This window comes from Aquiflexum sp. TKW24L, from assembly GCF_023502205.1.
In the GTDB taxonomy this organism is placed as follows: domain Bacteria; phylum Bacteroidota; class Bacteroidia; order Cytophagales; family Cyclobacteriaceae; genus Cognataquiflexum.
The window spans coordinates 1-12,787 of the sequence record NZ_JAMFLG010000031.1 but is presented as its reverse complement, the minus strand read 5'-3'; the positions used below and the strand labels follow the sequence as shown (position 1 = coordinate 12,787).

Here is a 12,787-nt window from a genome sequence, read left to right as displayed (position 1 = left end):
TTGAGGCAAGACACATAAATTTTTAAGAAAATTTGCTTAAGCATCATTTCCATCACCAAGTTTAGCAATACAATGAAAAGAAACTTGCTTATTCTCTTTCTGTTGGTTTATATCCCCGCACTTGCCCAATCAAATCCTAAGAATCAATCTGTGTCCGACAGAACTGTATTATTTAATGATAACTGGCTTTTTAGCAAGGACAATAATCCCGGCGCTTCTAGCGAAAAATATGATGACAAGAAGTGGCGGAAATTAGACCTTCCGCACGACTGGAGCATTGAGGATTTACCCAATCAGATTGAGGACAGCATTGTCGGTCCATTCTCAAAAGGAGCCATCTCACACCGCGACGGAGGATTTTTGGTGGGAGGTACGGCTTGGTACAGAAAGCATTTTAAGCTTGACAAAGCCTCAAATGGCAAAAAAGTAATAATCCAGTTTGATGGGGTGTATATGAATTCCGATGTGTGGATCAATGGCCATCATCTGGGAAACTATCCCAATGGATATACTTCCTTTTATTATGATTTGACTCCCTACCTTATGCCCACAGGTCAGGACAATGTGATCGCTGTTCAGGTGAAGAACGAAGGTCACAATAGCCGTTGGTATTCGGGCTCTGGCATTTATAGGCATGTTTGGTTGACGATTGTCAATCCATTACACATTGATATTTGGGGCACCTATATTACAACTCCAACAGTTTCTGAAGCGTCAGCGACTGTTACTGTTGAGACCAAGTTGCATGGCAAATCAAGCACCTCACCTCTTACTCTACTTACTGAAGTCTATGAACCCTCCGGTGAAATGGTTGGAAAAACGCAACAAATGCTATCTCCTGTTTCGGAAGAAAAACAAACTGCAACTCAAAATATTACTGTTACCAATCCAAAATTATGGTCGGTGGATGAGCCACAGTTATACAAAGTCAAGGTTACAATTTCCCAGAATGGAAAGGTCCTCGATGAGACGGATACACCCTTTGGTATTCGCTCGATACATTTTGATGCACAAACAGGGTTTAGCCTGAATGGGATATCCATGAAACTCAAAGGTGGATGTATCCACCATGACAACGGACCTCTCGGTGCAGTCGCCATTGACCGGGCGGAGGAGCGAAAGATAGAATTGCTGAAAAAGGAAGGATACAACGCAGTCCGCATCAGCCATAATCCTCCTTCTTCGGAATTGCTCGATGCCTGTGACCGCCTTGGGATGCTGGTGATCAATGAGGCATTTGATATGTGGGAACGGATGAAATCTCCGGCTGATTACCATCTCTATTTCAACGATTGGGGGGAGAGAGACCTCCAATCCATGGTACTCCGTGACCGTAACCATCCAAGCATTATCATGTGGAGCATCGGGAACGAAATCCCTGAAGGTGCTGATTCTACGGGTTATGAGATTGGAAAGCGACTTGCAGACACAGTCCGACAATTAGACTCAACACGGCCTGTGACTCAGGCAATCCCACTTCATTTGATTCTTTTGGACAAGACAAAAACCTGGGACGATACTGCGCCTGCTTTTGAAAATGTGGAGGTAGCGGGTTACAATTATTCCTACCTGAAGTATGAAAGTGATCACAAAAAGCATCCGGATAGGATCATGTATGCATCCGAATATTTCCCAACCCAAGGAATTGAAAATTGGCTGAAAGTTGAGAAACTACCTTATGTGATCGGAGCATTTAGCTGGACAGCGATGGATTATCTTGGTGAGGCAGGTTTGGGTGCACCAAGGTTGGTCAAACAAGATCCTGACAAAGAAAAAAGTGAAGGGCTTCTCGGAGGTTCAGGATATGAAATGTTTTTAAGTCCTGCTTGGCCTATTTTCAATGCATACACAGGGGAACTTGACCTGATCGGAAATAAAAAGGTAAACTCATACTATCTAGATGTGGTGTGGAGACAAAGTGAAGTGGAAGTTTTGGTGCATAAACCCATTCCGGAAGGATATGAAGAAGCTAATTTCTATTACAACTTTCCTGACCAATTGAAGAGTTGGAGCTTTCCCGGCGAGGAGGGGAAAACGATGCAGGTATTTGTTTATTCCAGAGCTGAAAAAGTAACGATTGAACTGAACGGGAAGGCAATTGCTGAGCAAAAACTCAAACCCAACAACATTACTGCAATTTTTGAAGTGCCATATTCTCCGGGAATTTTGGTAGCCAAAAGCTATCTCAATGATCAGCAAACAGGGGCTGATACCTTACAAACGGTCGGAGAACCGGTGGCTATCAGGCTGATTGCAGATAGAAGTTCGATCAAAGCAGACAGACGGGATTTATCTTTTGTCCAAGTAGAGGTGGTTGACGCCAATGGAAACGTAGTGCCTTATGTAGACGACCAAATGATTACTTTTCAAGTAGAAGGTGAGGGAGAAATTGCCGGTGTGGGCAATGGGAATCCTGCCGATGTTTCGAGCTTCCAACTGCCTGAAAAGAAGGTTTTTCATGGCAAGGGATTGGTAATCATTCGGCCTAATGGAAAATCAGGGAAAATTAATCTGGAAGCAAAAGCTGAGGGGCTGACATCAGACCAGATCGAAATTTTGAGCATGAAATAAAGAACCCCTTCTGACGCTTTGACCCGGTGAATCTGTCTCAGATGCCTAACCGTATGGCCAAAATGAACGACCATCAGGGAATAAATGCTTCGCCGTTTTTCTTTTCCCATTTATATCCTATCAATAGTGAAAATTCAATCAAACTCATACGCAGCCTTTATCCCCTTTTTTTCGAAAATGGTTTTGACGGTTTGCTGGTTGGCACCGAAAGCCCGGCGTTTGGAAATGTCCTCCAAATACCTGTCTATATAGCTTTGACTCAGTTCTGAACTGTCACCATATTTTTTCCTAAGTTCTTCCAATTGGGCATGCAGTTCTTTTTTGATATCAGTATAAGCAGGATCGTCATAAGCATTTTTCATTTCATTGGGATCATTGAGACGGTCGATGAGTTCCCATTCATCCACATCAAAGTAGTAGTGGACCAGCTTGTATTCCTTGGTGACGATCGCATAATGCCGCTTGACCATGTGTACAGATGGATATTCGTAATAATGGTAATAGACGGCATCTCGGGTCCATTTTTCATCATTTCCTGTCAGGATCGGAATGAGGCTTTCACCCTGCATGTCAGCGGGTGCAGGTATTCCGGCAGCTTCCAAAAAGGTCTGAGCAAAATCAAGATTTTGGACCATCTCATCTGATTTGGTTCCGGCTTTGATTTTTCCAGGCCAAGAAACCAAAAGTGGTGTCTTGAAGGATTCATTGTAGATAAACCGCTTGTCAAACCAACCGTGCTCTCCCAAATAAAATCCCTGATCGGAAGTATAGACGATGATCGTATTTTCCATCAGTCCATTGGCCTCAAGGTAATCAAGAACGCGCCCGACATTTTCATCCACTGAAGCGATCGTGCCAAGGTAATCCTGCATGTAGCGTTGGTACCTCCATTGCATTTTTTCCTTTTCGGTCATGGTCGGAAATGCCTTTTTGAAAACATCATTCACTTTCATGTAAGCCTTGTCCCAGTTTGCTCTTTGTTCGGGGCTGAGTCGGCCAACTTCCCTTTCAAATGCACCTTTATCCCATCCTGATTCATCCGGAATCCCCATTTCACCCATAGTTTCCGGGTACAATTTGGAGTCGCCTGACCAGTTCATGTGCTTCAAAAGGTTCATTTCGGCCTCCCTAGCAGCGGATCCACGGCCTGAATAATCGTCAAAAAGGGTTGTCGGTTCAGGGAATGTTTTGTTGGTAAATTCCTCCATATGCCGCTCCGCCATCAACCATTCGCGGTGCGGTGCTTTGTGGAGGTACATCAACATAAATGGCTGATCAGATTTGCGCTCATTTTGCAGCCAATCCAAAGTCATATCCGTCACGATATCGGTTACGTAGCCATCGACTTTGATATTTCCCTCATTTTTGGTGATAAAATCCGGGTTATAATAGGAGCCCTGACCGGGAAGGATTTTGAATTGGTCAAAACCTTTTGGGCTGTTGCCAAAATGGAGTTTGCCAAACATCGCAGTCTGGTAACCGGAGCTTTGGAGAAGTTGGGGAAAAGTGATGTTGGTCGTGTCGAAAGGAAAGTGGTTGTCGATTTTGCCGTTGACGTGGGAATGCTTTCCTGTCAGGATCGTAGCGCGGGAAGGGGCACAGATTGAGTTGGTCACGCAGGCATTGGTGAAGAGCATGCCCATTTTTGCGATTCTGTCGATGTTTGGCGTTTGGATCAACCTAGTATCATATGCCGAAATCGCCTGGTAGGCGTGGTCATCCGACATGATGAAGATGATGTTTGGCCGCTTTACTTCGGTTTCTTCAGGTGCTGTCTTGCAGCTGAAAATATAAAATATTCCGAATAGCAATAGGAGGGATGCTGGGTTTTGTTTCATGGTTGCTGGTTGGATGCTTTTTTATAAATGTAAAAAAGATAAAGATTGATTTCTAGCCATCTGTAAAAAGTTGGGTTTTTCTATAGGTACTAGCCCCGAAGTGGGCTGAATATCGAATAGCATGGGCAAAGGTTCTTATTGAATCATTAAATTTTGAAATGGCAGGAGAAATTAGCCAGAATCGTAAACTTTAAACAAATTTTGAACTGAAACAACCGTGGGGAGGAAGAAATTTTTCCGGGCCGGCGGTGGCAATGTGTGCGGATAGGATTAAAATTTCTTGACTTTTTTGGTTACTTTTTGTGTCAAGACAAAAAGTGACATTAGAAATAAACGTCAAAAATTCAGCTTCAATGTTTGGAATTTCAACAAAACAAAACCTTTTAAATTCTATTCATTTTCCATATTTCATCCCACCGCACGAGGCATTTCTTCTAGATATTTATTAGCTTGTAGCTACCAAAATAGCCCCATAACTATCCGGATAACTCTCTAACCCTAAACCCAAAATTATGAAATCCAAAATTTGGAACCTCATCGTCCTCAGCGTACTGCTTTTGGCCGTGATTTCTTTCTTCTTTCTTTTTCAGGAAAACAAACCCGATCCCACACTCTGGGGCATACCATTTATATTTTGGTCGGGATTTTTGGTAACGGTTCTGGTGGTGGTGTTGACTTTCCTCGCCTCCCGGTTTTTTCCATATGAAGAAAAAGGAATCAAATGATCGGTTGGCTGGGATTTTTCTTCTTCGTCTTTCTAGCTTCGTTGGGCTATGCCTCCTACAAGTCTTACCGGAAAGACCGCTCCTCGGATGAATTCATCCTTGCAGGATCCAACATCGGCGCGATACTTGGTTTCCTGACTTTCTCAGCAGCTTTATTCAGTGCTTTCACCTTTATGGGTATGCCGGATTTCTTTCGCGTTCATGGAGTAGGGGCTTGGGTTTTTCTGGGATTGTCGGACGCCTTTATGGTTTTCTTTCTGATCTGGTTTGGGTATAAGCTTCGCAAAAGGGCTTCATTACAAGGTTATAAAGGCGTTGCGGGATTGATGATTTCCTGCTACAAAAACAAGTATGCAGGCTACCTTGTCTTTGCAAGCGCTTTCCTATTTCTGATCCCGTATGTGGCAATCCAAATCCGTGGAATTTCCATTTTCCTCAATGCAGCATTTCCCGATTTGCTGCCCTATTGGTCATGGTCTGCCATCCTGGTGTTGATTATGCTAGCTTATGCAGAGATCGGAGGGCTCAAAGCCATCATGTATTCAGATGCGATACAGGGTGTGATCTTGTTGGTGGTTATCTGGATTATAGGGGTCACTTGCCTTCAGATGAGTGGGGGATTCCAAGCCGCCATGGCGCAGGTCAATGAAACAAATCCTGGACTTCAGTCCCTTCCCGGGCCAAAAGGCCTTTTCAGCCACCAATTTCTGATTGCATCTACCATTGCAATAGTCATGATCCCTGTTTCCCAACCCCAATTTACCACCAGATTGATAGTCATGAAGGACTTGAAATCTGTACACAAAATGGCGTACGCAGTGGGGATATTCGCCATTTTGGTAATCCTGCCTACTGCCTTCATCGGATTGTATGGCGCAGTCAAATACCCTGATGCAAGCACTTCGGATTTTCTTGCGAAAGCTTTGTTGTTTGACCAAGCGGTGCCGGTGGCGGCTTTGGCGGTTGTCGGATTATTCGCAGCTTGTCTTTCTACTACTAATGCCCAAATTTTCGCTTTGGGATCCGAATTGAGATCTTTGCTTTCCGGTTCGGACAAAGCAATCATGAGGAGGACCAAAATCTCCATCATGGTGTTTTCCTTGATCGTTTTGGTGTTTTCGACATACATGAGCGACGAACTTGTCTTGCTGGCAAGGGTGAGTTTTACCGGCACCTCGATGGTGGCACCGGTGATATTAGGCGCAGTGATTTTCAAAAATCCGCCCCGAGAACTACTTTGGATTTCAGGTGCGTTTTTGGGATATTTTATCCTTTCCATCCTTGGTGTCGTACCAAATGGATTTGAAAATTTCCCGCTGGATTTTCTGATGTATTGTATATTGATTGTGGTGGTGCCTGCCATCATGGTGCGTCACCATTTTATCCAAAAAAATAGCCATGAAGCTTGATTTAAATTTTGAAAAAAAGCAGATAGAAAGTTCCTTAACAAAGTTTTGGGACCTTTCGGGGAAGAAAATCCTTTCGATCGAAAAGACTTTTGATACCTCCAAGGGTGCTCCTGTTTTTACCGAAAAGGGAAAATATGTCACCCGAGGATGGACGGAATGGACCCAAGGTTTTCAATTTGGTTCTGCCCTTTTCCAATATGATGCTACGGGCGAGGAAATATTTCTCCATTTGGGAAAGGAAAATACACTGAAGAAAATGGCACCTCACCTGACACATACGGGTGTTCATGACCATGGATTCAACAATGTCAGCACGTATGGCAATCTCCTCCGGATGATCGTGGAGGGGAAATTGGAAGCTACTTTTTGGGAAAAAGAATATTACCGCCTGGCCATCAAAGTCAGCGGTGCGGTACAGGCATTACGCTGGACAAGCATCCCGTCGGGAGGGTACATGTATTCCTTCAATGGACCGCATTCTCTTTTTGTGGATACGATCCGGACTTGCAGGGCGGTGATCCTTTCCCATCAACTCGGCCATGTTTTGCAGGGAGAAAATGACAAAATGATAAATCTCCTTGGTCGGGCCATTCAGCATTTACTCAGTACGGTGCGTTATTCCATTTTCTTTGGGGAAGGTCGCGACCAATATGACATCTCTGGGCGGACAGCCCATGAGATCATTTTCAATACCAATGACGGTAACTACCGCTGTCCAAATTCCCAACAGGGTTATACCGGATTCAGTACCTGGACAAGGGGATTGGCTTGGGCGATATGTGGCTTGGGCGAGATTTTGGAAGTTTTGGAGGATTTGCCTGAGGCAGATTATGCAGGAATCATCTCACAAGAAAACCTGAGGTTTGCACTATCCAAGGCTGCCACAGCTACTGCTGAATTTTACTTGGCAAATACTCCTACTGATGGGATTCCCTATTGGGACACCGGAGCACCGGGTTTGTTCATGATGGGGGATTACTTCAACCGACCCGCTGATCCATACAATGCTTATGAACCTGTGGATTCCTCCGCTGCTGCGATTGCGGCACAGGGATTTATCAGGATTGGGAATTGGCTCAAAACAAGTGATCCCGAAAAGTCCAACCGCTACTTCCAAGTAGGTTACCAACTCGCCAAGACACTTTTTTCCGAACCTTATCTTTCCACCGATGAGGAGCATCAGGGATTGGTTTTGCACTCGATTTACCACCATCCAAATGGTTGGGATTATCGGCCAAATCCGGGACAAGTACCACATGGTGAATCCAGCATGTGGGGAGATTACCATGCTCGGGAACTTGCCTTGCTCCTACAAAGAATCCAAAACGGAGAGAAATATTACAGTTTTATCAATTGTATCGAAAAATGAGTAGCGGAAAATACAAACCTTCCTTTCCCCGAGTCGCCCAACTGAAGACGGCTGAGCAGTTTCAACATCACCTGTCCGAAGAGGGAATTGATTTGCCATTTGCCGAAAACCTGATCGCAGGTTTGGAATCACCCTTTGCCAAAGGCCATCTTCTCCGCTCAGGAAATCGGATTGGAAATGCTTTTTGCATTTTGCCGATGGAAGGTTGGGATGGAACAACAGATGGAAAGCCTACTGAGCTGACGAAAAGAAGATGGGGAAATTTTGCACGGAGTGGAGCCAAACTGCTTTGGGGTTGTGAGGCGGTAGCTGTCCGACATGATGGCCGGGCAAATCCCAATCAGTTGCTGATGAATGAAGCCAACCTGTCAGATTTCGCATCTCTTTTTCAGCTGATTCAAGAGGAACACCGAACCGAATTTGGCAAAACAGACGACTTACTCACTGGGTTGCAGTTGACACATTCGGGACGGTTTTGTAAGCCCAACAGCAAAAACCAAATGGAACCCAAGATTCTTTACCACCATCCTATTTTGGACAAAAAGTTTGGGTTGAAGGAAGACTATCCGCTTTTTACCGATGCTGAGATCGATGAATTGGTGGAAGACTATGTGAAAGCAGCAGTTTTGGCACAAAAAGCAGGATTCCAATTTTTAGATATCAAACATTGCCATGGCTACCTTGGACATGAGTTTTTGAGTGCGTATGAGCGGGAAGGGAAATATGGAAAGTCCATGGAAAACCGCAGCCGCTTCCTCAGGGAAATTACAGCTGGAATTAACACCGAAGCACCTGGATTGGAAATAGGCGTTCGGTTGAGCGTCTTCGATTGGGTGCCATTTCAGAAAGGACCAGAAGAAAAGGGTGTGCCTTCAGCCAATGGACATTATCCATTTGCTTTTGGTGGTGATGAATCAGGGACCAATGAAAACCTTTCCGAATCTTTTGAATTTCTTGAAGAACTCAAAAAACTCGGCATTGAACTGCTGTGCACCACTGCAGGCAGTCCATATTACAATCCGCATATTCAGCGCCCTGCCTTGTTTCCTCCTTCGGATGGCTACCTACCGCCCGAAGATCCGCTCCATGGTGTGGCCCGACAGATCAGGGTGACAGGGGAGGTGAAAGCTGCTTTTCCGGAATTTTATGTGGTGGGCTCGGCTTATTCCTATCTGCAGGAATGGCTTCCCAATGTCGCTCAGGAAGTTCTTCAAACAGGAAAAGCTGACTCCATCGGATTGGGAAGGATGGTATTGAGTTACCCGGAAATGCCCGTAGATATCCTCGCAGGCAATGGCCTGAAGCGGCAGAAGATCTGTCGTACTTTCTCGGATTGTACCACTGCCCCGAGGAATGGCATCGTGTCAGGATGCTTTCCTTTGGATCCGTTTTACAAAAATATGCCCGAACATAGTCAACTTAAATCCCTCAAAGAAATATGAAACCCGTCGCATTGATCACAGGAGGAAGCCGGGGAATCGGCTTAGGCATCGCCATCAAATTGGCTGAGAATGGCTATGACCTTGCCATCAATGGAGTTAGAAAGGAAGAGGAAGTGAAGGCTGTTTTGGAGGGCTTGGCTGCATTGGGTGCCACAGTCCATTATATTCAAGGTGACATCAGCAAAGTGACTGACAGGGAAAAAATAGTTAATGAATTGAAAATGGTTTTCGGGACAGTCCAAGTCCTTGTGAACAATGCCGGAGTGGCACCGCGTACAAGGGCAGATGTATTAGAAGTCAGTGAAGCAGATTTTGACGAGCTGATGGGGATCAATATGAAAGGCACTTTCTTTTTGACGCAGGCCATTGCCAATTGGATGGTGGAGATCAAGAAAACAGATTCACAAGCTGCCATTTCGATAGTGAACATTACGTCCATCTCGGCGGTGCTGGCCTCGGTAAACAGGGTCGCTTACTGCATGTCCAAAGCAGGTTTGTCCATGTTGTCCAAAGTCATGGCAGTCAGGATGGCGGAGTTTGGGATTCCCGTATATGAAGTTCGTCCGGGAGTGATTGAGACGGATATGACGGAGAAAGTGAAGGCTGTGTATCAGGAAAAAATCAAAGCCGGACTGACGCTTGAACCGCGGATTGGTCTTCCTTCCGATGTCGGAAAGGTCGTCGTTGCCCTCGTTCGGGGAGATATTCCTTATGCCACTGGGCAGGTGGTGACGATTGATGGGGGATTGATGGTGGAGAGGTTGTGAGAAAAAGTTTTTTCTGGTTCAAAGTCTTCAATGAAATAAACTTTTTTCCGCTGTCGGGCGATTTTATAAAATCATATTTCTCATAAAACTTCTCTGCATCTTCGTCAATCGGGTCAACTACTACTGCGAATGAGCCAATTTCTTGTGAAATTTCATAACTCCTCTGCAAGGCGTCTATCAGCAAAATCAACAGATTCTTTTCAACTCAAATTCCTGAATTCCAACGGTGTCTGTCCGGTTTTTTGCTTGAAGAGTTTGTTGAAATATTGGGGATATTCAAAACCCAGATTATAGGCGATTTCATTGACGGTTTTGTCAGAGTTGATCAAAATGTTCTTCGCAGCTTCGATCAAGAAATAATGAATATGCTCTTGTGCATTTTTTCCTGTTTCCTTTTTGAGCAGGTCGCTTAAATAGCTTGCCGATAGATTGACTTTTTCAGCCAGGTATTTGACTGTTGGGAATCCCTTTTCGCTGATCTCGTCGGATGTAAAGAGTTGGTGGAGGATCCCTTCGACTTGGGACACGATGGTTTTGTTGGTGTTACTCCTTGTGATCATTTGTCTGCCATAAAACCTAGAGCAAAAGTTCAACAGCAATTCGATCGTAGAGACGATGATATTTTGGCTGTGGACATCAATGTTTTCTTGCAGTTCTGTCCGAATCTGCTGCACGCATTCATACAGGATATTTTTTTCCTTGTCAGAGAGATGAAGAGATTCGGAGATTTCGTAGGAGAAAAAACTGTAGTCCTTCATTTTCTCATTCAAAGACGTGGCCCGGATCAAATCGGGCTGAAAAAATAAACCCCAACCCATCATATTCTCCGTGGATTCCACTTCGTCGTCCATTTCGATCATTTGGTTGGGGGCAATGCAAATCAGACTTCCGTCGTGAAAATCGATGTTTTTCCGGCCATATTTGATCGTGTTTTTGCAGTAATTCTTAAACATGATCAAATAAAAATCAGTGCTGATCCTGGTATGCTTTTCTACATGCTCACTTACTTTACTAAAATCCAACACAGCCACCAAAGGATGGTGATTTGGTCCCAAACCAAATAATCTGTAGAGGTCTGAGATGGTGGACAGGTGGATGATCGGCTTCATATTTTATCAATTAAACTGTTTAAATATTCCAGATAGAATTGACCTCTTCTTTCTGCAAAAAAATCCAATCCCAATACAATACCCGCTTTGATAAAGAAGCCCAAACCAATGCCTTGCCAGAAGGTATCGATTGGTGTGGTATACATCAATACGATGCCAAATATAATCAATGCAATCTCCACATACCTGTAAATCACAAAATTACGCAGGACCGTTTCCATTCTCGGGATTTCATCTGTTTTGATTTTTTCAGGCTCGTTTTGGACAAACTTTTCTGCCCTGATCATGTCATTTTCACTGCGGGTTACAATCGTAAAACCCACGATAACTTCCAGGATCGCCACCACCACAAAAGGAATGGCAACCCCTTTCCAAAAGGATGTTTTTAAACCAAAAACGAAATAGAGTGCCATTGCCAAAGCAATGACTCCGACAAGGCTGAAGATATAGCTTTCAGCTTTTTCTCCATTGAAATACTTGATAATCGGATTCATAGAGGTGTGATTTTAGAGCCCAAACTGTGCCTTGATTCCACCGATAAATGTAGCATCATCATATTGTTGACGGTTGGCAATCAACATTTTGGCGTCTTCGCCCGCTGTATACCGCAATTGATTTTTGCCATCGGTGGCGGCTTCAAAGATCACCTCTGCCACCACGCTTGAGGGAGAAGCATTTTGTGCCATTGCCGGCATTGCACCCATCAATGCACCCACGATTTTTTGGTATTCGACCATCGAGTCATCGTTGCTGAAGTCAAATGACCTTCCCGAAAATTCTGTCGCGATCATCCCCGGTTCCACAATTTTTACCTGCCCGCCAAACTGTTCGACTTCATAATGCAGCGATTCTGAGATGCCTTCCACGGCAAATTTTGTCCCGTGATACAATGCACCTAAGGGGAAGGTTATTTTGCCACCTATGGAAGAAATGTTGATGATCAATCCTTTTTTGTTTTGTCGGAAATGCGGAAGAACAGCTTTGGTTACGTCCAAAAGCCCGATCACATTGGTATTGAACTGACGTAAAATTTTGTCTCTGGAAAATGATTCCAAGGGTCCGTAAGCGCCGTAGCCTGCATTGTTGAGTAAGACATCAATTCCCCCAAATTTTTGAATGCCATCATTGACGGCTTTTGTGATAGAATCCAGATCCAATACATCAAGCTTGGTAACCCAAACATTTTCCAATGTGCTTAATTCGCTTTCGCTGTCCGGATTTCGCATGGTAGCGATTACGTTCCAACCTTTGGCCTGAAATAATCTGGCAGTTTCTTTACCGATTCCGCTGCTCGCCCCTGTTATTAAAATTGTTTTTGTCATGTTGCGTAAAGTTTAAATTACAGGACAAAGTTGCCGCTATATGCTTTCCGACAGGTAATACAAATTCAGGTTGTTAGTATACTTTTTGCGGTTGGCTTGGGTAGCTTTTAGATATACTTTGAAAATTGTAGAATGAGAAATCATTCAAGATTTAACCTCGTGATGCCAAAAAATGTCTTTAAAAATTAAAAATGCATGATTGAATTTAATCAATAGCTCACTGATTTTGGAAGAC

General features: G+C 44.1%; 10 protein-coding genes. 6 read left to right on the top strand and 4 right to left on the bottom strand.

Features of this window, described 5'->3' with window-relative positions:
• Window positions 1–72: 72 nt before the first annotated feature.
• Window positions 73–2,571, top strand: a complete 2,499-nt coding sequence (locus tag M3O96_RS16990) for a glycoside hydrolase family 2 TIM barrel-domain containing protein (protein ID WP_249722527.1) — start codon at window positions 73–75, stop codon at window positions 2,569–2,571.
• Between the two features lie 134 nt (window positions 2,572–2,705).
• Here the strand turns inward: M3O96_RS16990 and M3O96_RS16985 are convergent, their stop codons facing one another.
• The gene (locus M3O96_RS16985) at window positions 2,706–4,409 is read right to left on the bottom strand and encodes a sulfatase family protein (RefSeq protein WP_249722526.1); all 1,704 of its coding nucleotides are present in this window, start codon (window positions 4,407–4,409) and stop codon (window positions 2,706–2,708) included.
• Between the two features lie 512 nt (window positions 4,410–4,921).
• Here M3O96_RS16985 and M3O96_RS16980 point away from each other — a divergent pair.
• The 5 genes from M3O96_RS16980 to M3O96_RS16960 are packed head-to-tail and all read left to right on the top strand — an operon-like array spanning window position 4,922 to window position 10,121.
• The gene (locus tag M3O96_RS16980; protein WP_249722524.1) at window positions 4,922–5,134 is read left to right on the top strand and encodes a hypothetical protein; all 213 of its coding nucleotides are present in this window, start codon (window positions 4,922–4,924) and stop codon (window positions 5,132–5,134) included.
• Window positions 5,131–6,543: a sodium:solute symporter family protein gene (locus M3O96_RS16975; protein WP_249722522.1), complete on the top strand. Its 1,413-nt coding sequence runs from the start codon at window positions 5,131–5,133 to the stop codon at window positions 6,541–6,543. Before M3O96_RS16980 ends, M3O96_RS16975 begins: the two co-directional genes overlap by 4 nt.
• Window positions 6,533–7,912, top strand: coding sequence for a glycosyl hydrolase (locus tag M3O96_RS16970; protein ID WP_249722521.1), 1,380 nt, complete (start codon window positions 6,533–6,535; stop codon window positions 7,910–7,912). Before M3O96_RS16975 ends, M3O96_RS16970 begins: the two co-directional genes overlap by 11 nt.
• Window positions 7,909–9,354, top strand: coding sequence for an oxidoreductase (locus M3O96_RS16965; protein WP_249722518.1), 1,446 nt, complete (start codon window positions 7,909–7,911; stop codon window positions 9,352–9,354). The genes M3O96_RS16970 and M3O96_RS16965 overlap by 4 nt, the downstream gene beginning before the upstream one ends.
• Complete coding sequence (locus tag M3O96_RS16960; protein WP_249722516.1) at window positions 9,351–10,121, top strand: 3-ketoacyl-ACP reductase; 771 nt, start codon at window positions 9,351–9,353, stop codon at window positions 10,119–10,121. Before M3O96_RS16965 ends, M3O96_RS16960 begins: the two co-directional genes overlap by 4 nt.
• 200 nt (window positions 10,122–10,321) lie before the next feature.
• On the opposite strand, the gene M3O96_RS16955 is transcribed toward M3O96_RS16960, so the two are convergent.
• The 3 genes from M3O96_RS16955 to M3O96_RS16945 are packed head-to-tail and all read right to left on the bottom strand — an operon-like array spanning window position 10,322 to window position 12,552.
• Complete coding sequence (locus M3O96_RS16955; protein ID WP_249722514.1) at window positions 10,322–11,230, bottom strand: helix-turn-helix domain-containing protein; 909 nt, start codon at window positions 11,228–11,230, stop codon at window positions 10,322–10,324.
• Window positions 11,227–11,724 (bottom strand): hypothetical protein, encoded by a 498-nt coding sequence (locus M3O96_RS16950; protein ID WP_249722512.1) that lies wholly within the window; start codon window positions 11,722–11,724, stop codon window positions 11,227–11,229. The genes M3O96_RS16955 and M3O96_RS16950 overlap by 4 nt, the downstream gene beginning before the upstream one ends.
• A 12-nt stretch (window positions 11,725–11,736) precedes the next feature.
• Window positions 11,737–12,552 carry an SDR family oxidoreductase gene (locus M3O96_RS16945; RefSeq protein WP_249722511.1) on the bottom strand — a complete coding sequence of 272 codons (816 nt, stop codon included), beginning with the start codon at window positions 12,550–12,552 and terminating at the stop codon, window positions 11,737–11,739.
• Between the last annotated feature and the right edge of the window lie 235 nt (window positions 12,553–12,787).

Coding starts and splice junctions, on each gene's coding strand:
- M3O96_RS16990 (WP_249722527.1), top strand. CDS start 73: ATGAAAAGAAACTTGCTTATTCTCTTTCTGTTGGTTTATATCCCCGCA.
- M3O96_RS16985 (WP_249722526.1), bottom strand. CDS start 4,409: ATGAAACAAAACCCAGCATCCCTCCTATTGCTATTCGGAATATTTTAT.
- M3O96_RS16980 (WP_249722524.1), top strand. CDS start 4,922: ATGAAATCCAAAATTTGGAACCTCATCGTCCTCAGCGTACTGCTTTTG.
- M3O96_RS16975 (WP_249722522.1), top strand. CDS start 5,131: ATGATCGGTTGGCTGGGATTTTTCTTCTTCGTCTTTCTAGCTTCGTTG.
- M3O96_RS16970 (WP_249722521.1), top strand. CDS start 6,533: ATGAAGCTTGATTTAAATTTTGAAAAAAAGCAGATAGAAAGTTCCTTA.
- M3O96_RS16965 (WP_249722518.1), top strand. CDS start 7,909: ATGAGTAGCGGAAAATACAAACCTTCCTTTCCCCGAGTCGCCCAACTG.
- M3O96_RS16960 (WP_249722516.1), top strand. CDS start 9,351: ATGAAACCCGTCGCATTGATCACAGGAGGAAGCCGGGGAATCGGCTTA.
- M3O96_RS16955 (WP_249722514.1), bottom strand. CDS start 11,230: ATGAAGCCGATCATCCACCTGTCCACCATCTCAGACCTCTACAGATTA.
- M3O96_RS16950 (WP_249722512.1), bottom strand. CDS start 11,724: ATGAATCCGATTATCAAGTATTTCAATGGAGAAAAAGCTGAAAGCTAT.
- M3O96_RS16945 (WP_249722511.1), bottom strand. CDS start 12,552: ATGACAAAAACAATTTTAATAACAGGGGCGAGCAGCGGAATCGGTAAA.